Origin of the sequence: Pseudomonas sp. RIT-PI-q (assembly GCF_001297125.1) — a bacterium.
Taxonomy (GTDB): Bacteria; Pseudomonadota; Gammaproteobacteria; order Pseudomonadales; family Pseudomonadaceae; genus Aquipseudomonas.
Genome location: NZ_LHPC01000039.1, coordinates 94,023 through 118,222 on the forward strand (window position 1 = coordinate 94,023; position 24,200 = coordinate 118,222).

Below are 24,200 nucleotides of genomic sequence, written 5' to 3' on the forward strand. Positions count from 1 at the left end.
CGACTGCTGCGCAGCCGAACGCAGCCTCGCAAGCTCGACAGCTGCTACAGGGCCGGACGCAGGCTTCGACAGCGGCTACAGGGATCGCGTTTCGGCATTACGCCGATCGGGTTTGTTGTTTGGCGAGTATTGCCGCCATTTCCGGTTCATCCAGATGATCCAGCGCCTTATCCACCAACAAATGCACCCCATCAGCCATGCGGCTCAGCGCCAGGGCCACGGAGCGGCTTGAGCCTTGCACATGGTCGGCGAGGTTGGCGGCAATGGCACTGATGGACAGCAGATCTTCCGAAGCGTTGGCCAGCAGTGATTCAGTGTTGACGTCCGTGCAGACGCTGAAGAGCTGGCCTTTGCGTTTCGGTGGTTTCTTTTCGCTGGGCGGGAAGTGATGGTCGAGGGCGCGCTCGGCGGCTTCGTGGAGCTTGTTGGAGTCGAGGGATTCGTAGGGCGAGGCCGGATCGGTGTCCGGTGGATTCGGTGTGTCTTTGAACATAATTGAAACTCCGATGCTATTTGAAAAGGAGCCCTCATCCTCTCGCTACCAAACGAAGGGTGGCGGCCATACGAAGGTTGGTAGACCGGGCATCGTAACCGGCGCCCCCGAAGGGACCCTGCGCATGGCCACCATAAAACACAGCCCCAAGACAGGGCCGAACAAGGTGACGCTACGCGTCGATGCAACAGGTCTACCAAACCCGATCGCTGTTTTTCAGCGACACGGAAACGATATGCCCAGACACAAAGACGCACAAGCCAGCGGATTCTGGCGCAGCTGTAGGCAACGGCACAAGGTTTTGTAGCTTTCATCAAGTAACGTTGAGGCGGTTTAAACAAGCGCCGCCAAATAGCGTTTAATCCGCGAAGATGAACACCTATACACGATGAAACGTTGAAAAAATCGAGGAAGTATCCGACGGCATCAGCGGTCGTGTATTTCTCGCCAAAGGGGCTACTATTCGATTCGCTGTCCTTCGACTCAAGTTCAGGTAACCACCATGCGTCTTTCCGAATTCATCGTGCAACAGGTTGATCGCATCGTCGATGAGTGGGAGCAGTTCGCCAAAACCATCACCCCCGCCGCCGAATCCATGGACCGCGCCGCGCTGCGCGACCACTCAAAATCGATTCTGCTGGCCGCTGCACGGGACATGAGCAAACCCCAGACCGCCAGCGAGCAACTGGCCAAGGCCCGTGGCGAAGGCCCGGAAAAAACCCCGAGCCTGGACGAGGCCGGCGCCAGCCACGGTGAACTGCGCCATACCGTAGGGTTCGACCTGGTGCAGATGACCAGCGAATTCCGTCACCTGCGCGCCTGCGTGATTCGCCTGTGGGTCAACAGCCTCGAATCCCCGGACATGTCCTATTTCCAGGACATGATCCGCTTCAATGAAGCCATCGACGAAGCCCTCGCCGAATCCACCGCCGCCTATGCCGAGCAGGTCAATCGCTCGCGGGACATCTTCCTGGCGATTCTCGGCCACGACCTGCGCGCCCCCCTGCAAGCGGTGAGCATGTCCACTGAAATGCTGATGCGCAAAACCACCCTCGAAGGCGACGCACTGATGTGTGCGAACCACATCAAGCGCGGCACCCGGCACATGGCGATGATGGTCAGCGATTTGCTGGAATTGGTGCGCAGTCGCCTGGGCAAGAGCCTGCCGATCGAACCGGCCCCGATGGACCTGGCCGAGGCGGCCCATGAGGCGATAGCCCGGGCCTGTGCCGGTCAACCGGAATGTGCTCCGACGCTTGATATCCAGGGTGATACTCGGGGGGTGTGGGACCCGCGAAGACTCGATCAGATGCTGCAGAACCTGATCGGCAACGCGTTGCAGCATGGCTCGAGCAAGCGCGAGGTCACCTTGACCCTCATGGGCGATACCGACAGCGTTCGACTGACCGTGCACAACGACGGCATACCGATTCCGGCAGACGCTATCGCGACGATTTTCGATCCGCTGGTGCGCAGCGCCGACGAAGAACTGGGCGAACCCACCACGAGCCTCGGTTTGGGTTTGTTCATCGTCAAGGAAGTGGTCAACGCCCATCAAGGGACGATTGAAGTCAGTTCCAACGAAACCGAAGGCACGATGTTCACAGTGGTGCTGCCCCGCAACGCCCTGTAGGAGCTGTCGAGTGAAACGAGGCTGCGATCTTTTGATCGTGACCTTCATCGGTATCCCTGGCGCCAAACATCAAAAGCCAGATCAAAAGATCGCAGCCTCGTTGCACTCGGCAGCTCCTACAGGACGCGGTGTAGCTGTTTGTCGGTGGTCGACCTATCAGTTCTGATAGTTCCCAATGCTAGGCTGATCGAGTAAAACTGGAGGCCTGATCATTCGAAGAATTCGATAGGGAAGGCCTCGTCATGCCCCGTTCACAGGTTGATGATCGTCACGACTTGCGCCAGTCACGCACCGTATTGCTGGCAACCGATAAACAAAGCTCGGTCATCGCCAAACTCGCGGGGGATAAGCCTGGCGCCATCGCTTACACCGCCTACGGACAGCAGTCTGCGCAGCAGCAGGTTGTGGTTGGGCTGGGATTCAACGGTGAGCTGTGCGAAGCGCGTCTCGGCTGGTATTTGTTGGGCAATGGCTATCGTGCTTACAACCCGACATTGATGCGTTTTCATAGCCCGGACAGTTTGAGTCCGTTTGGGAAGGGGGGATTGAATGCGTATATGTATTGCGCGGGGGATCCGGTGAATTTTTCGGATCCGACAGGACATATGCTCAAGAGCCTAGTAAGCGCTCTTAAAATAAAACCGAACAAAGGTTTAACCAGTTCACCCAGCACGTCGAGCTTAAGCCCTCTCATTCCGAATGCCGCTAAAGCAATTCCATCTAAGACCGCCTACAAAACTATCCAAGCACAGACCAAGGAGGTTCAAAAATACGAGGTTAAGGATATAGGGCCTTGGAAACGCACTGAAACACCTCCGCCAATTCCACCAAAGAAACAGCTGCCTCGTTTTAATGACACAGGAGGACAGGTAAGCATCGCCAGCACAGCTTCCGATCAACCACCTATTGAAATCTGGCATAGCAGACCATTTGTATTCCCTGAACCGCCGCTCCCTGCCTCACGAGAACTTCCGGGTGGCCCTACGCGTTTTTACAGTTTCAGGAATGGCAACTTGAGCAGTGTGGAAAAAATATCAATGAGTGACATCCAAAAAAAAATCGAAGCCGCGAGAAAAAATTAGGAATGTGGTCGTCAGCATTGACGACCGCGGTCCCCGCAAGCCCGATCCCTACTCCACCACCAACCGTCCCAAACGCTGCTTCAACATCCGGTTCTCCGCCCGCAGCTGCTGGACCTCTTCCAACAAGTCCAGCGCCAGCGCCACACCTTCCCACTCCAGTTCCAACTCCCGACGCAGCTTGGCGGCACGCTTGGCCAGCACCAGCTCATAGTCGGTGAACCGCCAATCCTTGGGCTGTGTGCCCTGAGGTTCGAGGATGCCGTGTTCGACGATTTCGATCACGTAGACGTCCGACAGGTCGGTCGCCTCACAGAATTCTGCCATGTCCAGTTGAACGATCAGGGGGTTGCTCATGATGGGCTACTCCGTCTCTGGGATCAGAAGTTTTCTCGCGGGTTGAACGCGGCTTTTTCGGCCAGTTCCTGCCACAGCGCCTTGACCTCATCGCTGCTGGTTTTGGGCATGACGGCCTTCAGTTGCACGAACAGGTAGCCACGCTCGCCGGCCTTGTTCAGCAGGCCGTGGCCCTTGGCGCGCATGCGCTGGCCGTTCTGGCTGCCGGCCGGGACCTTGAGGTTGATCTTGCCGGTGAGGGTCGGCACCGCGACTTCCGTACCCAATGCCAACTCCCAGGGAGCCAGGGGTAAGGTAATGATCAGGTTCTCGCCTTCGACGTCGTATTTCGGATGCGGCGCAAAACGAATGATCAGGTACAAATCGCCATTGGCGCCGCCACCGACACCCGGTGCGCCCTGCCCCTTGAGGCGGATGCGCTCGCCGTCGGCCACGCCGGCCGGGATTTTCACGTTCAGGCTTTTGCTGGTGTTGCTGACATGCTGGCCGGCAGCGTTGTACTGCGGCACCTGGAAGGTGACCTTCTTCGATTCGTTCGAGAGGGTTTCTTCCAGAAAAATTCCGAGTTCCATTTCCACGTCGTGCCCTCGACGTCCGGTGCTGCGACGCGACTCTCCACCCCCAAAACCGGGGCCACGGTTGCCGAAGATCGAACTGAAGAAGTCCGAAAAATCACCTGTGTCCTGACCTCCGCCGAAGCCACCGGCACCACGCCCCTGCCAACCTGGCGGGCCCTGGAACGGTTGGCCGTGCTGGCCGTATTTGCGCAAGTCGTCGTATTCGGCGCGCTTGTCGGCGTTTTTCAACGCTTCATAGGCTTCCGAGGCATCCTTGAACTTGGCTTCGGCGTCCTTTTCCTTGCTGACGTCGGGGTGGTATTTGCGCGCCAGCTTGCGATAGGCGGCCTTGATCGCCTTATCGTCCGCTGTCGGCTCCACGCCGAGAATCTTGTAATAGTCTTTGAAGTCCATCTAAGGATCACCATCCGTTATCGATATCGCGCCACCACCGGCAGCATGCGCTTGTTACCAGCCGCTAGGTTGACCGATCTCAAGGTTGTGACCGGGCAGCGCATCAGAAGTTTATCGGCAGCAGGTGGCGGTTCTTGCGACCGCCGGATGGCTGCCAGGGCCAATGCAGACAAGTTTGGGGCAAAGGATAGTCTTTCAAGGCGCTAATAGCTGAGATTTAGCGGATAGTCGGCCTTCGAATATTCGCCGCACTGACATACACTGCGCGGCCGTTTTTTAACCGGAACTCGATAGACATGAAAAACGCATCTCCAGCCCGTGCCTGTGGTATCGACTTCGGCACGTCCAACTCCACCGTCGGCTGGCTGCGCCCCGGCATGGAAACGCTGATCGCGCTGGAGGACGACAAGATCACGCTGCCCTCGGTGGTCTTTTTCAATATGGAAGAACGCCGCCCGGTGTACGGCCGGCTGGCGCTGCACGAGTACCTGGAAGGCTACGAAGGCCGGCTGATGCGCTCGCTCAAGAGCCTGTTGGGTTCCAAGCTGATCAAGCACGACACCAGTGTCCTCGGCACGGCAATGCCGTTCAAGGACCTGCTCGGGCTGTTTATCGGTCAATTGAAGAAGCGTGCCGAGACTGCCGCCGGTCGAGAGTTCGACGAAGTGGTGCTGGGCCGACCGGTGTTCTTCGTCGATGACGATGAAATGGCCGACCAGGAAGCCGAAAACACCCTGGTGGACGTGGCCCGCGCCATTGGTTTCAAGGACGTGTCGTTCCAGTACGAACCGATTGCGGCGGCGTTCGACTATGAGTCGACCATCGAAAAAGAAGAGCTGGTACTGATCGTCGACATCGGCGGGGGTACGTCCGACTTCTCGCTGGTGCGCCTGTCCCCTGAGCGCCGCACCCACGACAACCGTCACGATGACATCCTCGCCACCGGCGGCGTGCACATCGGCGGGACCGATTTCGACAAGCAATTGAGCCTGCAAGGCCTGATGCCGCTGTTCGGCTACGGCAGCCGCATGAAGAGCGGCGCCTACATGCCGACCAGCCACCACATGAACCTGGCGACCTGGCACACCATCAACTCGGTGTACTCGCAGAAGTCGACCCTGGCACTGGGCAGCATGCGTTACGACATCGAAGACACCGGCGGCATCGATCGCCTGTTCAAGCTGATCGACCAGCGCGCCGGTCACTGGCTGGCCATGGAAGTGGAAGAAACCAAGATCCAGCTGACCCACGCCGACAGCCGTCATGTGCCGCTGGACCGCATCGAGCCGGGGCTGAGCGTGGAGCTGAGCCGGGCGCTGTTCGAATCGGCCATCGACAACCTGCTGGAGCGCGTGCGCAACAGCGTGACCCAGCTGCTGACCGACGCCAATGTGCGGGTCGATCAGGTGGATACGGTGTTCTTCACCGGTGGTTCGAGCGGGATTCCGGCGCTGCGCAACAGCGTCTCGGCGATGTTGCCGAATGCGCGGCATGTGGAAGGGAACATCTTTGGCAGCATCGGCAGCGGGTTGGCGATCGAGGCGATGAAGCGTTACGGCACGATGGATTGACCTGAAACCGAGTCGCCCCCATCGCGGGCAAGCCACGCTCCCACAGGATTTGCGTCGTTCGCCGGCATTGAGTACGGCACAAAACCTGTGGGAGCGGGCTTGCCCGCGATAGCGTCAGATCAGGCGATACCTATCTGCCAGATCAAACCATCCCCACCAGCTTCAACTCACTCTTCAGGTACGCGTAATAAATCGGCCCCGCCACCACCCCCGGCAGGCCGAACGCGGCCTCGAACACCAGCATTGCCAACAGCAACTCCCACGACTTGGCACTGATCTGCCCGCCGACGATGCGCGCGTTGAGGAAGTATTCGAGCTTGTGGATAAAAATCAGGTAACCCAGCGCCGCCACTGCCACCCAGATCGACAGCGACAGGCCGACGATGGTGATCAGGGTGTTCGACATCAGGTTGCCGATCACCGGCAACAAGCCGAGCAGGAAGGTCAGCACGATCAGGGTTTTGGTCAGCGGCAGCTTGATGCCGAACATCGGCAGGACCACCGCCAGGAAGATCCCGGTGAAGAAGGTGTTGAGCAGGGAAATCTTGATCTGCGCGAACACGATGTTGCGAAACGCCTGGACCAGCAGGTGCAGCCGGTCAAACAGCGCGGCGGCCAGCGGCTTGCGCTTGGTCACGTCGGGCACTCGCTGCAAGGCAATGATCGCCCCCAGCACCATGCCGATCAGCAGCGTCACGAACATGTGCGCCGCGTCCTTGCCTACCAGTTGCAAGTCGCTGAGGTGTTTGCTCAGCCAATCGCCGATGGCCACGCGGAATTCGGCGGCACTGGCCGGCAGATAGGCGTCGATGAACGGCGGCAATTGCCCGCGCGCGCGGTCGACCACGTGCATGAACTTGTCGAGCGACGCGCCGGGGTTTTCCGCTTCGTGCAGCAGAAAGCTGATGGCGCCGGCGAAGATCAGTGTCAGCACGCTGACCACTAACGTCCCGAGCAACGCCACCGCCAGCCAGCGCGCACGCCGACCTTCGATCAGCCGCTGCAATTGCGGGGTGAGCATGTTGACCAGTTCGAACACCAGCAGCCCGGCCAGCAGGCTGGGCAGCAGGCGCAGCGGAATCACCAGCAGCAGCCCGCCGAAAATAATGATCCAACTGATTAGCAGCAAAACGTGACGCTGAGAAAACGTTGGCATACAGCCTCAAAACGAACGGCGTAAAAGGATTGGCAGTCTGCCAGCGTTCCGGTGCCAGCACTAGGGATTGTGGTGGTCGACCTTAGTGGGGCTTTTCACCGCTCTCTCGGGCCTCATCGCGGGCAAGCCCGCTCCCACAGGGATCTCGGATGTCTGCACATTTTTTGTTCAGACGGATGCCATGTGGGAGCGGGCTTGCCCGCGATGAGGCCAGTAGGGTCACCGCAAATTTCCCCTACTTATTTGTTCTTCAGGCAATTACTCATGAACGCCTTGCGCTCATCGCCCTTCAAGGCTTTGGTGGCGGCGTCGGCGTTGCAGGTTTTCATCTTCTCTTGCTGCGGGGTCAGGGTTTTCGCGTCATTGGCGGCCGGCGCCGATTTCAGGCACGTGCTCATGAATGTCTTGCGCTCATCGCCCTTGAGGCTTTTTGCGGTAGCGTCGGCGTTGCAGGTGGTCATTTTGTTCTGTTGGGCCGTGGCGGCGAAGCCCTGGGAGCAGAGCAGCAAGCCGATCATCAACAAAGGGACACGCAACATCTTCATGGAGTTTTCTCCTTTTACCGCACCGAGGGGCACGGCCTCGTTGTGCAGTGTAGACAAAGCCTGTTACACCTTCCTGCCCTCAAGGTGGCTGCGGCGATACTGCTCCGGCGTGCACCCGGCCTGACGCTGGAACATCGCGATAAACGCCGAGCCGGTGCTGTAGCCCATGTCGAAGGCGATTTCCTGGATGCTGCGGTGGCTGTCCAGCGCTTCAATCGCCGCGAGAAACCGCAAGCGCTGGCGCCACTCACCAAAACTCATGCCCAACTCGCGCACGAATTGCCGCGCCAGGGTGCGTTCGCTGACATGGATCTGCACCGCCCATGCCGACAAGGGCCGGTTATCCCCAGGCTCGGCCTGCAAGGCTTCGAGTATCCCGAGCAGCCCGGGACTGGTGGCGTAAGGCAAATAACACTCATGCACCGGCGCCTGTTGCAGCTGATCCACCAACACCTGGGCCAGACGTTTGTCCGCGTCCTGCTCGGGAATCTTCACGTCCCGGGCAGCAAAGTCTTTGAGGATCGCTTTGAGGATGTCGCTGATGGCCAGGGTGCAGGCCTGTTGCGGCAGATCGCGGCACAACGGCGGATCCAGACACACCGCGCGGTAGTTGATCGGCTGGTTGCTGTAGAAACTGTGTTCGGTCTGCGGCGGCACCCACACCGCGTATTGCGGCGGCGACATGAAGCGGCTGCCGCCGATTTCCATGTGCAACACGCCGTGGGCCGAATACTCCAGCGTGCCCCACGGATGCCGGTGAGCCGAGGCAAAACGGTGCGCGTCAAAATCGGCATAGCGGAAGTACACCGGGGCCGGCAGTTGGCTGAAATCCAGCAGGTCGATGTGTTTACTGGTCATGCTGTCCGTCATCAGGGGCCGATTGTCTGGATCGAAGTATAGGCTTGTATCCAGACAGGCGATAATCACCCCTCATTAATGTTCTGGTTTTATCCGATGCAATACGCTTATCCCCTGCTGGCCATTTTCATCTGGGCCGGCAATACCGTGATCACCAAAATGTCGGCCGGGGCGATCTTCCCCGCCGAGATCGGTTTCTACCGCTGGCTGCTGGCCGGTGTTTTATTCACGCCCTTTATGCTCAAACCCGTAATCACCCATTGGCCGCTGATCCGCCCGAACCTGGGCAAGATTTTCATCCTCGGCGTGCTGGGCATGGCGGTCTATCAGAGCCTGGCGTATTTCGCCGCGTCCCTGACCTCGGCCACTAACATGGGCATCATTCTGTCGTTGATGCCGTTGATGTCGTTGGCCATGGCGATTATCAGCCTCGGCCAGCGCCTGACTGCCGGCGCATTGGCCGGTGCGGTGCTGTCGTTTGCGGGGGTGCTGGTGGTGGTGTCGTCCGGCAGCCTCGCCACGCTGCTGGAGCACGGGGTGAATCTGGGCGATGCGATGATGCTGATCGCAACCCTGGCCTACGCGATCTACAGCACCCTGCTGAAAAAATGGCAGCTGCGTTTGCCGCCGCTGGTGTTGTTGTATTTGCAGGTGCTGGTGGCGGTGGTAGTGTTGTTTCCGCTGTTTCTGTTCTCACAGAAAACCGGCCTGACCTTGCGCAATATTCCGCTGGTGCTCTATGCCTGCCTGCTGGCTTCGATGATTGCGCCGTTGGCGTGGATGCAAGCGGTGGTGCGCCTTGGGCCGAGCCGGACCACGCTGTTTTTCAATCTGCTGCCGCTGATTACTGCGCTGATTGCGGCGGTGGTGCTGCATGAGCAGTTGGCGCTGTATCACTTGGTGGGTGGGATGTTTACGTTGGGTGGGGTGATTCTTTCTGAGCGCTGGACGACGGTGTTGGGCAGAAAGATAAGTGTTGCCTGATCTGACGCCTTCGCGGGCAAGCCTCGCTCCTACAGGTATTACCAAACCCTGTGGGAGCGTGGCTTGCCCGCGATGAACGATAACGCGGTCTAAACCCCTGCAGCCTTTAACCGCGCCGCATGCTCGACAAACAACCGAATCGGCTCCGCCCCCTTGCCCACCAACCCCAGCGACTGATTGACGATATCGAAGTGATCCATCGGGTACTCATCGCCGATCACCGTCCCCAAGTGCGAGCTGTAACGCCCGACCATCCCGTCGCAATGCCCGGTTTCGCGAACGAAGGTCCTGGCAAACAACCGGCAACTGCGATTAGTCCCGTCGAACAGGTTGCGCCCGCGATCAGTCTTGCCCGGCTGCAACGTCCCGGACCAGGAGTAATAACGCACGCCGTTGACCTCTTCCGGCCCATGCCCGCCCCACGTCTGCGGCAAGCCCTGTGGATAACGCTGGTTGAACAGCGCCACGCCTTCCGTCGTCAGCGAATGATGGGAGGCATGGATATCCACCGGCAGCTTCGGCCCGCGATAGCCGGTTTCCAGCAGGCTCATCAGCGCCGCGATCCAGCGCAGCAAAACGCTCAGGATCCGCCCCATGGCGCTGTCTCCCGGATAGTGTTTGTGCAGGTAATCCGCCAGCTCCGACCCATGATTGGGCCCGGCCACCGAAGTAACCGAGGCGACCCGGTCCGGGCGTTTGGCCGCTGCATAGCGGGCGGTCAACGAGCCTTGGCTGTGGCCAATCAGATTGACCTTCTCGGCCCCGGTTTCCCGGAGGATTTCCTCGATCCGCGCCAGCAGTTGCTCGCCGCGCACTTCGCTGGAATGCAGCGGCGAGACCTGCACCGCGATCACCGTGGCGCCACCCCGACGCAACGCGGCAATGATCCCGTACCAATACGGGTAGAGCAGCAGGCGGATAAACCCGAGCATTCCCGGGACCAACACCAAGGGGTAACGCGTGGCGGAACCTTGCGACATGGGTGAACGTCCTTGTGATCGATGAGGTGACGCAAGGCTGAATGCAAGACACCCGCCAAGCATCGTCACCGAAGATGACAACTCGACGACCAGTTTATGACATCCGCCCTATTTCAGCCCCACCACGCCCGCCACGATCAGCCCGACCGACACCAGTTTGACCGCTGTCAGGCTTTCACCGAGCAGCGCGAAGCCAAGAAACACCGTGCCCAGTGAACCGATGGCGGTCCAGATCGGGTAGGCAATGCTCACCGGCAATTCGCGCATGGCCAGGGTCAGGAAATAAATCCCGCCCACTGCCGCCACGACGGTGATCAGCGACGGCCAGAGCCGGGTGAAGCCTTCGGCGTATTTCATGCCCATGGCGAAGGTGACTTCGAACCCGGCGGCGATCAGCAAAAACAACCAGGCCATCTAGAACTCCCTGGCCAGCGCCAGCAATCGCTGCTCGGCTTCGGCCGCCGAAATCGCGAAGGTGCGCTCGGCGGACTCTTCACCCTCGGCGGCGACCACGGTGACATCGGTGATGCCGATGAATCCCAGCGCGGTGCGTAATAGCGGATCGGCGTGGTTCAGGGCTTCCAGCTCACCTCCTGGCCCGAAACCGGATCCGCCGCGACTGGTGACGATCAGCGCCTTCTTGCCCAGCACCAGTGGCTCGTATTGGGCGACGCCATTGTCGAGGGTGTGATTGAAGGTCAAGCCGAGCCGTACGATCTGATCGATCCAGGCCTTGAGGCCGCTGGGCACGCTGAAGTTGTGCATCGGCGTGGAAATCACCAGCACGTCATGACCGAGCAATTCGCCCACCAGCTCATCACTGAACGCCAGGTCAGCCTGCATCGACAGCGGGCGGGCATCGGGCTCCGGGTAAAACGCGGCGGCGACAAACGCCTCGTTGACCGGCGGAATCAACGCTCGGCCGACTTCGCGACGCGTCAGATGCGACTGAGGATTGAACGTCTGCCACGCCGACAGAAACACTTCGGCCAAACGCCGTGAATGTGAACGGTCGCCACGGGGACTGGCGTGAACGGCAAGAATTCTGCTCATCTGAATCTCCTGAAGGACTAAACTGCTTGTGGCTTGCAGCTTGAAGCTCTTAGCGGCCTGCCTTCAAATGAGTAGAAATCAGTCTGGATGAATCCATTTCATCCATGGAGTGTTCAATGTTTGCTTCGCTGCCACTGACCGCCCTGCGTGCCTTTGAATCCGCCTCGCGCCTGCTGAGCTTCAAGGCTGCCGCTGAAGAACTCGCGGTGACGCCGACGGCGGTGTCCCATCAGATCCGTTCGCTGGAGAGTTGGCTGGGTGTGCCGCTGTTCGAGCGACTGCCCCGGCAAGTGCGCCTCACCGACTGTGGCGAGCGGCTGTTCCGCAGCCTGCACGGTGCTTTTCTGGAAGTGGCGCAAAGCGTCGACACCTTGCGCCCGCAACGCAGCGGCGCGAGCCTGACGATCTCCACCACGGCGGCCTTCGCCGCGTTATGGCTGGTGCCGCGCCTGGGACGGTTCTACGCCCGGCACCCGAACATCAGCCTGCGGCTCGACACCCATTGCGAGGTCATCGATTTGCATCAGGACGCCAGCGTCGATCTGGTGGTGCGCTACAGCCTCGATGACTACCCGAACCTTTATGGGTTGTGCCTGTTCGATGAATCGTTCGGGGTCTATGGCTCGCCGGAGCAAGTGGCGCTGGCCGCCAGTCGGACACCGACGTTGATCAGCGTGCGCTGGCACAACTCCAAACTGTACGCCCACGGCTGGGAAGCCTGGTGTGCGCAGTCCGGCGAGGCTTGGCTGACAGGACAACCGGCCGTGCGTGAATACGACGAAGAGCATTACGCCCTGCAAGCGGCGATTGCCGGGCAAGGCCTGGTGCTGGCGAGCAATATTCTGGTGTCCGAGAGCGTGGCCAGCGGGTTGCTCGTGGCTTATCGGGGTGATGTTCAGGTCGATGGCGCCGGGTACGCCGCGCTGTGTGTACCGGGTCGCGAGCGACATCCGCCCGTCCGCGCATTTTTTGCGTGGTTGCAGGAGGAAGCTCGATTGTCTGGTCTATTGCCAAGATCGCAGCCTTCGGCACAGCACATTCCCCTGTAGGAGCTGGCGCTGCCTGCGATCTTTTCGATTGCCAAAATACTTAAAACTTTTCGCGACGCTCATCACTCACACCTTAAGTAGCGATCACGTCCTCAGAGGCGTGACGCCAACCGGATTAGCCTCCAGGAGATCGAGATGAGCGACATGCATTTGTCTGATGTAACCACCCTCCGCGAACGTGCCCGCAAGAACGTCGAGAATGGCGCCGTGACCGAAAGCTACAGCGCCGACCGTGAAGAAGTGCTGCGCCTGCTCAACGCCTCGCTGGCCACCGAACTGGTCTGCGTGTTGCGCTACAAGCGCCACTACTTCATGGCCAACGGCCTGAAAGCCCAGGTCGCCGCCGACGAATTCCTCGAGCACGCGACCCAGGAAGCCGAACACGCCGACCGTCTGGCCGAGCGTATCGTGCAACTGGGCGGAGAACCGGAGTTCAACCCTGACCTGCTGTCGAAAAACTCCCACGCCCAATACGTGGCCGGCAATTCACTCAAAGAGATGGTCTATGAAGACCTGGTCGCCGAGCGCATTGCCATCGACAGCTACCGCGAGATCATTCAGTACGTGGGCGAAAAAGACCCGACCACCCGGCGCATCTTCGAAGACATCCTGGCCCAGGAAGAAGAGCATGCCGATGACATGGCCGACCTGCTGAGAGATATGTAGCGCCAGATAGACCGCCATCGCGGGCAAGCCTCGCTCCTACAGGTCACTACAAAACCTGTAGGAGCGAGGCTTGCCCGCGAAGAGGCCCTCAAATCCACCCAACTACTTGGTGGGCTTGACGGTCACCGGCGCCTTGCCCGCCTTCATCTGCTCCAACAACGGCGCACACTGATTCGGCTCACCCCCACTCGGCGCCACCAGCGCCAGCAACCCCGCCGCCGGCGCGGCAATCACACCCAACGCCACCATCCCCGCCCCACGCAGCAACAGCGGCACCGCTTTCACACCGGCATCAGGCTTGATGAACTTGCCCCGCACATACAGCGGCGACCGCAGCGAAATCAACCGCCAGCCTTTCGATTCCGGAGTAATGGTCAGGTCCAGCTGCTCGGTGGCCATGTTCGCCGTGCCATCGATATAAATGATCGCGTTCTCGGTATCGAAGACAAACAGCCGTGTGGTCGCCAGACCGGTCTTGATGTCGAAGTCGGCCGCCGCGCAATTGATCTTCACTTCCTTGTCGCCAAAGATCCTGCCGACCACATAGTTGCCAACGTTGAGCCCGGCCAGCTCCATCAACTCTCGGCTGATCGCGCCGTCGTTGATCAGCATTTTCAGATTGCCATTGGCACTGCCCAGCAATTTGGCCACCGAGTTGCCGCGCCCCGTGATGTCGGCATCGCCATTGAGTTCGCCGAAACTGGTTTTCATCGGTTCGAAAGTCGGGAACAGTTGCTTGAGCTTGAACTTGCGCGCGGTCAGTTTGGCCCGGCCTTCCAGTGGTTCGGTGTGACCGTTCAAGCGAATCTGCGCATCCAGCGTGCCGCCGGCCACGCCGAAGCGCAGTGGTTCAAGGCTGAGCACACCGTCAGTCAGTATCAGGTGGGTATAAAGGTCTTTGAACGGCAGCTTTTCGCTATGGACGATGCGCTTGCCGGTGAATTCGACATCGGCGTCCATATCGCGCCAGCGATCAGTCTTGAACTCTTCGACCGGCAACACCTTGTCCGCTGGCTGCTTGCTTTCACCGCCACGGGCCTTTTGCTTAGCGTTGGAGTCGGCGCCGATCAGCGGTGCGAGGTCGGCAAACAGCAGTTGATTGGACACCAGCGAGCCGCTGAGTTTGGGCCGTGGCTGGCTGGCGACGTAGGCCAGGCTGCCATGGATGTCGCTCTCGCCGATCTTGCCATTGAACTCTTCATAGCGAAATTGCGCGCCTCCCGCCTCGTGCAGCTTGGCGATCAGATGACCGTCGGTGGCATACGGCGGCGTGTCCGGCAGGGTTACGCCGGTCAGCGGATATAGATTACCCAGGCTGCTGCCAGCCAGTTTCAGGCGCAAATCCAGAGCACCGAGGTTCAGCGGATCGGTCAGGGTGCCGGCCAGTTCGACGCTGGTATCGGCAATCTTCACCTGGGCCTGGAGCGGAAACGGCTTGGCGGCGTCCTGCAGCGCCAACAGGCCGCCGACCTTGCCGTCGCCAGCCAGTTTCTGACCGTGGTATTGGCCTTTGACCTTAATGGCAAACGCGTAATCCTGCGGCGCGGCGCCCTTCTCCAGCGCGCTTTTCGCCGCTTTGTCGCCCACGATGTCGCTGAACGGAATCGGTTTGCCCAGCGGGTCGATGATCAAGTCGAGCTGAGTCTTCAGGTTCTGGTCGTCGAGGGTGACGTGGCCCTTGTCGAAGCCAATCGCGCCGATGTCCACCACCCACGGTGAAGGCTCGGCGTTCGGGTCTTTCGGGTCGAACTTGAAGGTCCAGTTGGCGCGACCATCGGCCAAACGCTGCAAATCGGCATTGGGTTCGGTGAGATCGATACGCGGGATCACCACGCGCTGGGCCAGCAAGGCCAGGGGCGAGATGCGCAGCTCGACACGCTTGAGGGTGACCATCTGCGGTTGCTTCGACCAGTCAGGGTTGCCCAGGCTCAGGTCTTCGGCCACTACATGCGGCCACGGCACCCAGGCACGCCAGCCGCCTTCATCGAGTTCGCGCCGCCAGACCACCGCCAGGTTGCCATTGATGGCGAACGGACGGTGCAGCTCTTCGGACACTTTGGCATTGAGCGGTGGTTTGATCCGGTTCCAATCGAAGAACACGATGACCAGAACCAGCACGGCCAGCAGGACAACCAGACTGGCAAAGGTCCAGACAGCAATTTTACGAGTGCGCGTCATTGCACAGGGCTCCTGATACGACTGAGCGCCCTGACTGCGACGCACGTGTGAAACGTTAGGCCAGAACCGGCCTGCCATGGAATCTACGACTGAAAAACGGCCCGCAGGTTTAATCGAAACAGCGCTTAACGCTCAAATAATCGGCAGGGAACACCTTGCCCTCCGAATCGAGCGTTACCGCACCCGCACTTTTGCGAGGCGCGAGTGGGTCGAAAATACCCACGTCGGCGCAAAAACCTCCGCCGGAAACGCCCGTTCTAGAGCCTTTCAACGGAACAATCAATTCCGTTGATTATTACCATTGCGTTTATGAACTTTTATATCGACTTATCGAGAGTAGCATTGCCCTCGTACCCACTTTATCGCCCTCCTACGGAGCACCCAATCATGAAACGCCAATTACTGCTTAGCCTTACCCTCTCTCTTCTAGCCAGCTCTGCTTTTGCACTGCCAGCGGCTGACCAGGCAACCCCACAAGTGAAATCCACCCACTCGGTGTTCAGCCAAACCGTCGCCGAAGGTGGTAATGATCGCCTGAAAGAAAAAGGCCTGATCACTCAAGATGGTTCGGACCGCACTCCACAAGGCCAATCGTTGGCTGCCGATGGTTCCGACCGCACTCCACAGGGCCAAACCCTGGCGGCTGACGGTTCCGATCGCACCCCACAAGGCCAAACCCTGGCTGCCGACGGTTCCGACCGCACTCCACAAGGCCAAACCCTGGCTGCCGACGGTTCCGACCGCACTCCACAAGGCCAAACCCTGGCTGCCGACGGTTCCGACCGCACTCCACAAGGCCAAACCCTGGCTGCCGACGGTTCCGACCGCACTCCACAAGGCCAAACCCTGGCTGAAGGTGGTGGTGACCGTGTAATCGAACGCAACAGCGGCCTGAGCTAAGCGTATGGCGGCCTTGAAAAAAAGCCCAATCCCCGGATTGGGCTTTTGACTTTAAAGCGTTTGACCTTGTAGAAGTCGCACTTCCCCGCGTGATCCCCTCGATAGTCGTTCGACGCCGGCAAAGCCGATTTGCTAGAGTGCGCCGCTGTCTTATCCAGAAAACACCTTTGCGATGCTGCCCCGCGCCGAACAGAAACAACAGACCCGCACCGCCTTGATGGACGCTGCTCGCCATTTGATGGAATCCGGCCGAGGATTCGGCAGCTTGAGCCTGCGCGAAGTCGCGAAAACCGCCGGGATCGTACCGACCGGTTTCTACCGCCACTTCGCCGATATGGACGAGTTGGGCCTGGTGCTGGTCAGCGAAGTCGGTCAGACCTTCCGTGAAACCATCCGCCTGGTGCGCCACAACGAGTTCGTCATGGGCGGCATCATCGATGCCTCGGTGCGTATTTTTCTCGACGTGGTGTCAGCCAATCGCTCGCAGTTCCTGTTTCTGGCCCGCGAGCAGTACGGCGGTTCGCTGCCGGTGCGCCTGGCCATCGGCCGCTTGCGCGAAGACATTAGCTCCGACCTCGCGGCCGACCTGTCGCTGATGCCAAAACTGCAACACCTGGACATCGCCGGCCTGAGCGTCATGGCCGACCTGATTGTCAAAAGCGTGTTCGCGACCTTGCCGGACATCATCGATCCGCCGGCTGAAGCGCTGCCTGAGCACCTGACACCTCAGGCAAAAATCACTCAGCAGCTCAGGTTCATATTCATCGGGCTCAAGCATTGGCAAGGCCTGGGCAGCACGGAATAACACGCACAACACCGACCTGTAGGAGCTGGCTTGCCAGCGAAGACGGCCTTTCGGTCGATAAAGATGCCGCCTGACCCACCGCTTTCGCTGGCAAGCCAGCTCCTACAAGGGATTTGCGGCGTTGCGCACAATGTGGAGCACGCCGTGCGCCGTCATTTGGTGCGCCCGCTAATGCCATGCACCGAATTGACGCAACAATCTGAAACACCATCTAAGTTCCTACAGGCATTTCCTACAGATCGCCCGATTGGCAAGCCCCTTGCTCTAGCCTGACTATCGTCCATTGCTGGAAGCCTTCCGATGCTGGTGATTCATCGCAGAATCGACCCTCAACCTGTCTGGGCCGCCGAGTTGCACCTGAACTTCGAAGCCCGGAGCAAAAGCCGTTTGCGCTGTTTCAGTGCCGAGGGGGAAGACGTCGGGTTGTTTTTGGAGCGCGGCCAGCCGCCGTTGTATGCCGGCGAATGCCGGGAGGCCGGGGCCGGCCGCACCGCCCGCGTCTGCCCCCGCCCCGAACAACTGCTGCACGTCACCTGCCCCAATGCCTTCGAACGGACCCGCGCCGCCTATCCCCTGGGCAACCGCCACGTCGCCCTGCAAGTCGGTGACGGCTGGTTGCGCCTGCTCGACGATTACGTGCTCAAGGCAATGCTCGAACACCTGGGCGCCAGCCCCGAGAACATTGAAGCCCCGTTCCAGCCGGAACACGGCGCCTATGGGGGTGGCCATCCCCATTCGCGCCATGGCGAAGAAGATTTCAACTCCCCGCCGAAACTGCACCAGTTCGGCGTACGTTTATGAACCCCGCCTGGGCACTGCTGCGTCTGGCCAGTCCGCAACTGCCGATTGGCGGCTACAGCTATTCCCAAGGTCTGGAAATGGCAGTGGATAACGGCCGGGGGAATGATGCAGGCAGTGCGCGCCGCTGGATCAGCGACCAGTTGCTGCTGAACCTGGCTCGGTTCGAAGCACCGTTGCTGCTCGCCCATTGCGTGGCCGCGTCCGAGGAACACTGGGGCGAACTGCTGCAGCGCTGCGAAGAACACCGCGCCAGTCGGGAAACCCGCGAGCTGCATCAGGAAAGTCGGCAAATGGGCTATTCGTTGCAGCAACTGCTCAACGGTTTGCCGGAACTGGATGCGCCGGCCCGCGCCTTTCTCGAACAACGCCCCGAGCCCCCCCGGGCCCTCGGCGGGGCACTGGCCGCCCGCGCCTGGAATATCAGCCCGCAAGATGCGCTGGCCGCCTGGCTCTGGAGCTGGCTGGAAAACCAATTGGCGGTGTTGATGAAAACCCTGCCGCTGGGCCAGCAAGCCGCACAGCGCCTGACCAGCGAACTGCTGCCGCTGCTGCAACAAGCCCAGCAGGACGCCAGCCGAATCAATCCCGAACACTATGGCAGCGCCGCTTTCGGCCTGTCCCTGGCGTGCATGGCCCATGAGCGCCAGTACAGCCGACTGTTCCGTTCCTAGGGCCTTTTATTTTGGGCCTTTTATTGTGGAGAAGCACATGAACACACAACCTCTGCGCGTCGGCATCGGCGGCCCGGTCGGTTCCGGCAAAACCGCCCTGACCCTGGCCCTGTGCCTGGCCCTGCGCGACCGCTACAACCTGGCCGTCGTGACCAACGACATTTACACCCGCGAAGACGCCGACTTTCTGGTGCGCAACGAAGCCCTGGCGCCGGAGCGGATCATCGGCGTGGAGACAGGTGGCTGCCCGCACACGGCGATCCGCGAAGACGCTTCGATCAACCTCGAAGCCGTGGATCAATTGAACCGGCGCTTTCCGGGTCTGGACCTGATTCTGGTGGAGTCCGGCGGCGACAACCTCTCGGCGACCTTCAGCCCGGAACTCTCCGACCTGACCATCTATGTGATCGATGTCTCGGCCGGCGACAAGCTGCCGCGCAAGGGCGGGCCGGGGATCTGCAAATCCGATTTGCTGGTGATCAATAAAGTCGACCTCGCGCCGCTCGTAGGCGCTTCGCTGGAGATGATGGACAGCGACACCCAGCGCATGCGCAACGGCAAGCCGTTCGTCTTCAGCAACCAGAAAACCGGCCTGGGCCTGGAAGAAATCATCGCGTTCATCGAGCGCCAGGGTTTGCTGACCGCCGCCTGACTCTTTATTAACAAGAAGTTATCAACAAGGAAGCTTATCCATGACACTTAAACGCATTCTGGGCGCCATGGCCCTGCTGCTGACCCCGGCCATCGCCTTCGCCCACCCTGGTCATGGCGATAACGGCTTGATCGCCGGCATCAGTCACCCGATCGGTGGCCTCGACCATTTGCTGGCGATGGTGGCCGTCGGTTTGTGGGCCGCGCAGCAGAAAGGCGCGGCGCGCTGGGCGTTGCCGTGCACTTTTGTCGGCATTATGTTGATCGGCGGAATTCTCGGTTTTGAAGGGCTGAACCTGCCGGCGCTGGAAAGCGGGATAGCGGCGTCGGTACTGGCGTTGGGGCTGGCGGTGGCGTTGGCGGTGCGTCCGCCGTTGAGCTTGGCGGTCGGTGCGACGGCGTTGTTTGCGTTGTTCCATGGCGTGGCGCATGGGTTGGAGCTGCCTGAGATGTCGAGCCCTTGGGCGTATGCCGCAGGGTTTGTCGCGGCGACGGCGCTGTTGCATGCGGCCGGTTATGCGATGGTGCGAGTGCTGCCTCAGGCGGCGGCGCCGTTGGTTAGGTTGGCGGGGGCGGCTTCGGCGGCGACTGGGGTGTGGTTGCTCGCAGGCTGAAAGCTTTATTGGCTTTGATGGCCTCTTCGCGGGCAAGCCTCGCTCCTACAGGGTCAGACGACGGATAACCTGTAGGAGCGAGGCTTGCCCGCGAAGGCGGCCTATCAGGCATCACAGCTCCCAAGCCGTCCTCTCTGCTACCATGTCGCGCAATCGCCCCTGCCGTGACGACGCCAGCCAATGCCGCATGCTTCCCGCTCCGCCTCCCAGCCTGAATTGACCGCCCTGTTCGCCTCGGTGCAACAGCATTTCCAGGACGTGATCGTGCCACTCTGGCAAGTCCCCGGCTGGAATGCCGACATGGCGCTGCCCTTTGAGGCACTGGACGCCGAGCATCAACCGCTGCCGCCTCAACGCTACCGGGCCATGGCCTGCGCGCGGCAGCTGTATGTGTTTTCCAGTCTGATCGGCCAAGTGCCGGCCGCCGAAGAGCGCGCTGCGGCGCTGTTCCGCTCTTTGCAGCAACATTTCCACGATGGCGAACACGGTGGCTGGTTCTACAGCATCGACCCACAGGGCGCGCCGCTGGATCAGCGCAAAGACCTCTACACCCACGCGTTTATCCTGTTCGCCTGTGCCCACTACTGGGACAAAGTGCGCGAACCGCTGGTGGAATCGGTGCTCAACGCCGCACTGGAAGTGGTTGCGCAGCGCTTCGCAACGGGCGACGGCCTGTACGAAGCCAGCCTCGACCGTGATTGGTCATCACTGAACACCGGGCCACTGCAAAATCCACTGATGCACCTGGCGGAAGCCTTCCTTGCCACGCTGTCGGTACGCGAAGACATTGCCGTACAAGGTGCGCTGGTCGAGTTATGCACAGCCATGCAGAAGTGCTTTATCGATCCACAACACGGCGTGTTGATGGAAAAGCCGCTGGGGGCTGTGGATAACTGGTTTGAACCGGGGCATCAGTTCGAGTGGTATTTCCTGCTGGAATCTTCGTCGTTGCTGCGCGGCTCGCCACTGCACGCGTCTCTGGAGCGTGCGTTTGCGTTCACCGAACAGCTGGGCGTCGATTCGCAGACCGGTGCTATTCGGGCGATGCTCGATCTGGATGGCCCTCCCAAAGACGCTACCCAAAGAATCTGGGCCCAGGCCGAATACCTGCGGGCACTGACCTTGCGACCGGATAGCGAGACTTCAGTGCTGCGCCAGTTGCAGGCGTTGCAGCAGCGTTTTCTGCATGCCGGGGGCTGGTATGAGTGTCGGGATGAGCGCGGTGACGTGAGCCGTCGGGACATGCCTTCGACCACGCCTTATCACTTGGCTACGTGCTATCGCGGGTTGGTCGATTATCTAGCTTGATACCGAAAAGATCGCAGCCTGCGGCAGCTCCTACATAGACCGCATTCCCCTGTAGGAGCTGCCGAAGGCTGCGATCTTGGCGATCAAACGCCCACCGGCAATCTCAAGGATCAGGCAATCCACTTCCGGTCCCCGGTAAAACTGATCGTCAGCCATCTCGCCGCATCGGGCTTGCCAAGCTTCGTGGAAATCTCCTCGCGCAGGCGGTCCAACTGCCCGACGCTCTCCAGCCGGTAATCCGCCGGCAACACCACATGAATCTCGATGAAACGCGCGCGCCCGTGCTTCTGCACGTAGGAAACGTAGTCGTCGAAACCATGCTCGATGGTTGCCGCGTCCATTACCTGGCGCACCTTGTCGTCCAGTTGATCCGGCGCAATCCCCAGTACATCGCGCAAGGCCGGGCCGAGGATTTTGAAGGCCGGTGCGAGCATGCTCAGGGCCAATAGAATCAGGATCAGCGGGTCGACATACACCGCCCACTGGCCATAACCCTGTGACTTGAGCAGCAGCGCAGTCAGAAAACTCACCAGCAGGCCCACCGACAGCATCGCGTCCACCAGCCAACTGATGTTGTCGAACTGGATCAGCGTTGATTTGAGCTTGCGATTGCGGTGGCGGACGTAGAAGAAATACGCGAACTCGACAACGGTAAACACCGCCGCGTAGATGATCACCAGTCCGAGCTCGATCTCGCGGCCACCATTGATGATGCCGAACACACCGTTGAGAAAGGCGTAGATGGCGATCAGGAACAGGAAGCTGCCTTCGATCAGCAGCACCATCGGCTCCAGGTGCCAGAAGCCAAACTGGAAGCGCTGGTTACTTTCCTTGGCGATCAGCTTGGCGGTGATCAGCATCAGGACTTTGATAAAGGTCGCGATCAGCGAAAAAAAGCCATCGAACAGGATGGATTGGGCGCCCGAAATAAAACCGGTGACAATCCCGGCGATCGCCACGGCGAGCATCAGGATGGTCGATTGTTTGAGCAGTGACTGCTCACCTCGGTTACTCACGTAGCCTCCTCTGAAAACCTTGAAACCGCTGGGTGCGGTGGGGTCGTTGGGCGAGGAGTTTAGCTTATGAAGTGTTTTGCCTGTGCTGGCCCCTTCGCGGGCAAGCCTCGCTCCTACAGGGGTACGCATTCCTCTGTAGGAGCGAGGCTTGCCCGCGAATAGCCGTTACGCGGTCTTACGGCTTGGCATTGCGCTCAATGGCAAACCCGCTCCAGGTCTGGCTCACCGGCATCAGCTCCAGGCTGTTGATGTTGATGTGCGCCGGGGCGTTGAGCACCCAGAAAATAGTATCGGCAATGTCCTGCGGCTGGATCGGCTCGGCCCCGGCGTAGGTCGCGTTGTAACGCTCCTGGTCACCGGCGAAACGCACCAGCGAGAACTCGCTCTCGCACAAACCTGGCTCGATGTTGCTGACGCGCACGCCAGTCCCTTGCAGGTCGCAGCGCAGGTTCAGCGAGAACTGTTTAACGAACGCCTTGCTCGCGCCATACACATGGCTGCCCGGGTACGGGTAGCTGCCGGCGATGGAACCCAGGTTGACGATACTCGCGCCACGACCATGGGCGATCAGGCGCGGCAACAGCAGACGAGTGCTGTACATCAGGCCTTTGATGTTGGTGTCGACCATCGTGTCCCAATCGTCGAGGTCGCACTTCGGTGCCGGGTCGACGCCCAAAGCCAGGCCGGCGTTGTTGATCAGCCCGCGCAGTTTGGCGAAGGACGGTGGCAGGTTGGCAATCGCTTCCTCCATGGCCTTGCGATCACGCACGTCGAGTACCAGGCCATGGACTTCGGTCTGCTTCGACAACTCCGCGCACAGGGCATTGAGGCGCTCTTCACGACGGCCTGTCAGCACCAGTTTCCAGCCAGCCTCGGCAAAACGACGGGCACAAGCTTCACCAAAACCGGACGTCGCGCCGGTAATAAACAGGGTGTTGGACATCGTGTTCTCCTTGCTTCGGCTGACGGGCAGCCATTGGAATAGAAAATCAGCTGGCAGCATGCCCGGCCCGGCTTCTACCGGCAACTGGCGCTACGCAATTGGACGCCGCCAATTACCTGTAGCAGCTGGCGAAGCCTGCGTCCGGCTGCTCAGCAGTCGTAAAGCCAGAGCACGCGGTTATGCAGTTGAAATGAAGTCGACTGGATTACGACTGCTGCGCAGCCGGACGCAGGCTTCGCCAGCTGCTACAGGGACCTTGTTGCTGTACAAAAAACGATCATATTGTTGGACGCCTTGTTCGCCGTGGCCTGCAGCCATGTACACGCACCTTATCCACAGGCCGGTCCACAGTTTCCGGGGGCAAGTGGAAAAGCTGAAACCCGCTGTGTACAAGGCTTTGCGAGCTATTTTGAAATTTTTTTGCTTGACCCTCAACAGCCTGCTGTGTAGCCCCAAGGCAATTTGCACGATTGAAGGTGAAACCGACGATGGCTCCAAGCCAGTAACTACGGCCTTCAGCCGAGTCTTTCCAGAGTTTAACCACAGACTTATCCACAGGCTGCCGTGACTTATTTCACCTCGCTTTCATCGCCAACAAAAAGGTTGACAAAGCCAGCTCAAGGTTCAGCAAAAACGCCTGATCAAAAAACAACCACATCTCTGGAAGCCACGGTTTAAAAGGCTCTCAGCCAGCTACTCCCACGTTATTCACAGCCAGCTCCACAGCAAACGGGGACAAGTCAAAACCGTGACAAAACAACTATTTGCAGCGGCTTTATGTCGCGGTTTGAGAGCTTGTGAATATTGTTTTCCACAATTTCCCGAAAGCACACCACTCGTCCCTGTAGGAGCGAGCTTGCTCGCGATTGACGTCAACGAAAACGCGAGCATTCTGGATGAATGCGTCGTTCTGGAGAC

General features: G+C 59.8%; 25 protein-coding genes. 13 read left to right on the forward strand and 12 right to left on the reverse strand.

The genetic code is table 11. From position 1 onward, the window contains the following. Positions 1 to 97: 97 nt before the first annotated feature. Entirely contained in the window at positions 98 to 493 is a 396-nt protein-coding gene (locus tag AEQ67_RS21090) for a DUF6124 family protein (protein ID WP_059405762.1), read from the reverse strand. 502 nt (positions 494 to 995) lie between these two features. Between AEQ67_RS21090 and AEQ67_RS21095 the strand changes: the two genes are divergently transcribed. Further along, positions 996 to 2,126: a sensor histidine kinase gene (locus AEQ67_RS21095; RefSeq protein ID WP_059405763.1), complete on the forward strand. Its 1,131-nt coding sequence runs from the start codon at positions 996 to 998 to the stop codon at positions 2,124 to 2,126. A 242-nt stretch (positions 2,127 to 2,368) separates the two neighbouring features. Next, a complete protein-coding gene (locus AEQ67_RS21100) occupies positions 2,369 to 3,208 on the forward strand; it encodes an RHS repeat-associated core domain-containing protein (RefSeq protein WP_059405764.1) in 840 nt (279 codons plus the stop codon). 48 nt (positions 3,209 to 3,256) lie between these two features. Here the strand turns inward: AEQ67_RS21100 and AEQ67_RS21105 are convergent, their stop codons facing one another. Both AEQ67_RS21105 and AEQ67_RS21110 read right to left on the reverse strand, forming a co-directional pair. Then, entirely contained in the window at positions 3,257 to 3,562 is a 306-nt protein-coding gene (locus tag AEQ67_RS21105) for a chaperone modulator CbpM (RefSeq protein WP_059405765.1), read from the reverse strand. 23 nt (positions 3,563 to 3,585) lie between these two features. Further along, complete coding sequence (locus AEQ67_RS21110; protein WP_059405766.1) at positions 3,586 to 4,533, reverse strand: DnaJ C-terminal domain-containing protein; 948 nt, start codon at positions 4,531 to 4,533, stop codon at positions 3,586 to 3,588. Between the two features lie 296 nt (positions 4,534 to 4,829). Here AEQ67_RS21110 and AEQ67_RS21115 point away from each other — a divergent pair, with 296 nt between their 5' ends. Next, positions 4,830 to 6,104, forward strand: coding sequence for an Hsp70 family protein (locus AEQ67_RS21115; RefSeq protein ID WP_059405767.1), 1,275 nt, complete (start codon positions 4,830 to 4,832; stop codon positions 6,102 to 6,104). Between the two features lie 142 nt (positions 6,105 to 6,246). Here AEQ67_RS21115 and AEQ67_RS21120 read toward each other — a convergent pair whose 3' ends face one another. The 3 genes from AEQ67_RS21120 to AEQ67_RS21130 all read right to left on the reverse strand — a co-directional run bounded on the left by AEQ67_RS21120 (position 6,247) and on the right by AEQ67_RS21130 (position 8,663). After that, entirely contained in the window at positions 6,247 to 7,260 is a 1,014-nt protein-coding gene (locus AEQ67_RS21120) for an AI-2E family transporter (RefSeq protein WP_059405768.1), read from the reverse strand. Positions 7,261 to 7,499: 239 nt separating this feature from the next. Beyond that, a complete protein-coding gene (locus AEQ67_RS21125) occupies positions 7,500 to 7,805 on the reverse strand; it encodes a PsiF family protein (RefSeq protein WP_059405769.1) in 306 nt (101 codons plus the stop codon). 63 nt (positions 7,806 to 7,868) lie between these two features. Then, positions 7,869 to 8,663, reverse strand: a complete 795-nt coding sequence (locus AEQ67_RS21130; RefSeq protein ID WP_059405770.1) for an AraC family transcriptional regulator — start codon at positions 8,661 to 8,663, stop codon at positions 7,869 to 7,871. Between the two features lie 96 nt (positions 8,664 to 8,759). Here AEQ67_RS21130 and AEQ67_RS21135 point away from each other — a divergent pair, with 96 nt between their 5' ends. After that, positions 8,760 to 9,647 (forward strand): DMT family transporter, encoded by an 888-nt coding sequence (locus AEQ67_RS21135; protein ID WP_059405886.1) that lies wholly within the window; start codon positions 8,760 to 8,762, stop codon positions 9,645 to 9,647. Positions 9,648 to 9,736: 89 nt separating this feature from the next. Here AEQ67_RS21135 and AEQ67_RS21140 read toward each other — a convergent pair whose 3' ends face one another. The 3 genes from AEQ67_RS21140 to AEQ67_RS21150 form a co-directional block, all read right to left on the reverse strand. Then, a complete protein-coding gene (locus tag AEQ67_RS21140) occupies positions 9,737 to 10,627 on the reverse strand; it encodes an esterase/lipase family protein (protein ID WP_059405771.1) in 891 nt (296 codons plus the stop codon). Positions 10,628 to 10,735: 108 nt separating this feature from the next. Further along, on the reverse strand, positions 10,736 to 11,041 hold the full coding sequence (locus AEQ67_RS21145; RefSeq protein ID WP_034149667.1) for a DMT family transporter: 306 nt from the start codon (positions 11,039 to 11,041) through the stop codon (positions 10,736 to 10,738). Further along, positions 11,042 to 11,680 carry an FMN-dependent NADH-azoreductase gene (locus AEQ67_RS21150; RefSeq protein ID WP_059405772.1) on the reverse strand — a complete coding sequence of 213 codons (639 nt, stop codon included), beginning with the start codon at positions 11,678 to 11,680 and terminating at the stop codon, positions 11,042 to 11,044. 104 nt (positions 11,681 to 11,784) lie between these two features. Here AEQ67_RS21150 and AEQ67_RS21155 point away from each other — a divergent pair, with 104 nt between their 5' ends. Together AEQ67_RS21155 and AEQ67_RS21160 are read left to right on the forward strand one after the other, a co-directional pair. Further along, positions 11,785 to 12,729, forward strand: coding sequence for a LysR substrate-binding domain-containing protein (locus AEQ67_RS21155; protein ID WP_161807481.1), 945 nt, complete (start codon positions 11,785 to 11,787; stop codon positions 12,727 to 12,729). A gap of 135 nt (positions 12,730 to 12,864) precedes the next feature. Beyond that, positions 12,865 to 13,395, forward strand: a complete 531-nt coding sequence (locus tag AEQ67_RS21160) for a ferritin-like domain-containing protein (RefSeq protein ID WP_059405774.1) — start codon at positions 12,865 to 12,867, stop codon at positions 13,393 to 13,395. Positions 13,396 to 13,497: 102 nt separating this feature from the next. Here the strand turns inward: AEQ67_RS21160 and AEQ67_RS21165 are convergent, their stop codons facing one another. Further along, on the reverse strand, positions 13,498 to 15,573 hold the full coding sequence (locus AEQ67_RS21165) for an AsmA family protein (protein ID WP_059405775.1): 2,076 nt from the start codon (positions 15,571 to 15,573) through the stop codon (positions 13,498 to 13,500). Between the two features lie 387 nt (positions 15,574 to 15,960). On the opposite strand from AEQ67_RS21165, the gene AEQ67_RS21170 reads away from it, so the two are divergent. The 7 genes from AEQ67_RS21170 (at position 15,961) to AEQ67_RS21200 (ending at position 21,323) form a co-directional block, all read left to right on the forward strand. Then, the gene (locus AEQ67_RS21170) at positions 15,961 to 16,473 is read left to right on the forward strand and encodes a hypothetical protein (RefSeq protein ID WP_059405776.1); all 513 of its coding nucleotides are present in this window, start codon (positions 15,961 to 15,963) and stop codon (positions 16,471 to 16,473) included. Between the two features lie 172 nt (positions 16,474 to 16,645). Further along, positions 16,646 to 17,278, forward strand: coding sequence for a TetR family transcriptional regulator (locus AEQ67_RS21175; protein WP_059405777.1), 633 nt, complete (start codon positions 16,646 to 16,648; stop codon positions 17,276 to 17,278). A gap of 300 nt (positions 17,279 to 17,578) precedes the next feature. Next, on the forward strand, positions 17,579 to 18,079 hold the full coding sequence (ureE, locus tag AEQ67_RS21180; RefSeq protein WP_059405778.1) for an urease accessory protein UreE: 501 nt from the start codon (positions 17,579 to 17,581) through the stop codon (positions 18,077 to 18,079). After that, positions 18,076 to 18,750 carry an urease accessory protein UreF gene (locus AEQ67_RS21185; protein WP_059405779.1) on the forward strand — a complete coding sequence of 225 codons (675 nt, stop codon included), beginning with the start codon at positions 18,076 to 18,078 and terminating at the stop codon, positions 18,748 to 18,750. Before ureE ends, AEQ67_RS21185 begins: the two co-directional genes overlap by 4 nt. Before the next feature lie 37 nt (positions 18,751 to 18,787). Then, complete coding sequence (ureG, locus tag AEQ67_RS21190) at positions 18,788 to 19,402, forward strand: urease accessory protein UreG (RefSeq protein WP_059405780.1); 615 nt, start codon at positions 18,788 to 18,790, stop codon at positions 19,400 to 19,402. 40 nt (positions 19,403 to 19,442) lie between these two features. After that, positions 19,443 to 20,015, forward strand: coding sequence for a HupE/UreJ family protein (locus AEQ67_RS21195; protein ID WP_059405781.1), 573 nt, complete (start codon positions 19,443 to 19,445; stop codon positions 20,013 to 20,015). Between the two features lie 180 nt (positions 20,016 to 20,195). After that, entirely contained in the window at positions 20,196 to 21,323 is a 1,128-nt protein-coding gene (locus tag AEQ67_RS21200) for an AGE family epimerase/isomerase (RefSeq protein WP_059405782.1), read from the forward strand. 110 nt (positions 21,324 to 21,433) lie between these two features. Here AEQ67_RS21200 and AEQ67_RS21205 read toward each other — a convergent pair whose 3' ends face one another. Then, positions 21,434 to 22,339, reverse strand: coding sequence for a cation diffusion facilitator family transporter (locus AEQ67_RS21205; protein WP_059405783.1), 906 nt, complete (start codon positions 22,337 to 22,339; stop codon positions 21,434 to 21,436). 175 nt (positions 22,340 to 22,514) lie between these two features. Further along, on the reverse strand, positions 22,515 to 23,282 hold the full coding sequence (locus tag AEQ67_RS21210) for an SDR family oxidoreductase (RefSeq protein WP_059405784.1): 768 nt from the start codon (positions 23,280 to 23,282) through the stop codon (positions 22,515 to 22,517). Between the last annotated feature and the right edge of the window lie 918 nt (positions 23,283 to 24,200).

Bases quoted from the DNA above. Each gene is read 5' to 3' on its own strand.
- AEQ67_RS21185 (WP_059405779.1), top strand. From the start codon at position 18,076: ATGAACCCCGCCTGGGCACTGCTGCGTCTGGCCAGTCCGCAACTGCCG.
- AEQ67_RS21155 (WP_161807481.1), top strand. From the start codon at position 11,785: ATGGAGTGTTCAATGTTTGCTTCGCTGCCACTGACCGCCCTGCGTGCC.
- AEQ67_RS21145 (WP_034149667.1), bottom strand. From the start codon at position 11,041: ATGGCCTGGTTGTTTTTGCTGATCGCCGCCGGGTTCGAAGTCACCTTC.
- AEQ67_RS21210 (WP_059405784.1), bottom strand. From the start codon at position 23,282: ATGTCCAACACCCTGTTTATTACCGGCGCGACGTCCGGTTTTGGTGAA.
- AEQ67_RS21130 (WP_059405770.1), bottom strand. From the start codon at position 8,663: ATGACCAGTAAACACATCGACCTGCTGGATTTCAGCCAACTGCCGGCC.
- AEQ67_RS21120 (WP_059405768.1), bottom strand. From the start codon at position 7,260: ATGCCAACGTTTTCTCAGCGTCACGTTTTGCTGCTAATCAGTTGGATC.
- AEQ67_RS21110 (WP_059405766.1), bottom strand. From the start codon at position 4,533: ATGGACTTCAAAGACTATTACAAGATTCTCGGCGTGGAGCCGACAGCG.
- AEQ67_RS21170 (WP_059405776.1), top strand. From the start codon at position 15,961: ATGAAACGCCAATTACTGCTTAGCCTTACCCTCTCTCTTCTAGCCAGC.
- AEQ67_RS21095 (WP_059405763.1), top strand. From the start codon at position 996: ATGCGTCTTTCCGAATTCATCGTGCAACAGGTTGATCGCATCGTCGAT.
- AEQ67_RS21195 (WP_059405781.1), top strand. From the start codon at position 19,443: ATGACACTTAAACGCATTCTGGGCGCCATGGCCCTGCTGCTGACCCCG.
- AEQ67_RS21160 (WP_059405774.1), top strand. From the start codon at position 12,865: ATGAGCGACATGCATTTGTCTGATGTAACCACCCTCCGCGAACGTGCC.
- AEQ67_RS21200 (WP_059405782.1), top strand. From the start codon at position 20,196: ATGCCGCATGCTTCCCGCTCCGCCTCCCAGCCTGAATTGACCGCCCTG.
- AEQ67_RS21135 (WP_059405886.1), top strand. From the start codon at position 8,760: ATGCAATACGCTTATCCCCTGCTGGCCATTTTCATCTGGGCCGGCAAT.
- ureE (WP_059405778.1), top strand. From the start codon at position 17,579: ATGCTGGTGATTCATCGCAGAATCGACCCTCAACCTGTCTGGGCCGCC.
- AEQ67_RS21115 (WP_059405767.1), top strand. From the start codon at position 4,830: ATGAAAAACGCATCTCCAGCCCGTGCCTGTGGTATCGACTTCGGCACG.
- AEQ67_RS21140 (WP_059405771.1), bottom strand. From the start codon at position 10,627: ATGTCGCAAGGTTCCGCCACGCGTTACCCCTTGGTGTTGGTCCCGGGA.
- AEQ67_RS21105 (WP_059405765.1), bottom strand. From the start codon at position 3,562: ATGAGCAACCCCCTGATCGTTCAACTGGACATGGCAGAATTCTGTGAG.
- ureG (WP_059405780.1), top strand. From the start codon at position 18,788: ATGAACACACAACCTCTGCGCGTCGGCATCGGCGGCCCGGTCGGTTCC.
- AEQ67_RS21090 (WP_059405762.1), bottom strand. From the start codon at position 493: ATGTTCAAAGACACACCGAATCCACCGGACACCGATCCGGCCTCGCCC.
- AEQ67_RS21165 (WP_059405775.1), bottom strand. From the start codon at position 15,573: ATGACGCGCACTCGTAAAATTGCTGTCTGGACCTTTGCCAGTCTGGTT.
- AEQ67_RS21175 (WP_059405777.1), top strand. From the start codon at position 16,646: ATGCTGCCCCGCGCCGAACAGAAACAACAGACCCGCACCGCCTTGATG.
- AEQ67_RS21150 (WP_059405772.1), bottom strand. From the start codon at position 11,680: ATGAGCAGAATTCTTGCCGTTCACGCCAGTCCCCGTGGCGACCGTTCA.
- AEQ67_RS21125 (WP_059405769.1), bottom strand. From the start codon at position 7,805: ATGAAGATGTTGCGTGTCCCTTTGTTGATGATCGGCTTGCTGCTCTGC.
- AEQ67_RS21100 (WP_059405764.1), top strand. From the start codon at position 2,369: ATGCCCCGTTCACAGGTTGATGATCGTCACGACTTGCGCCAGTCACGC.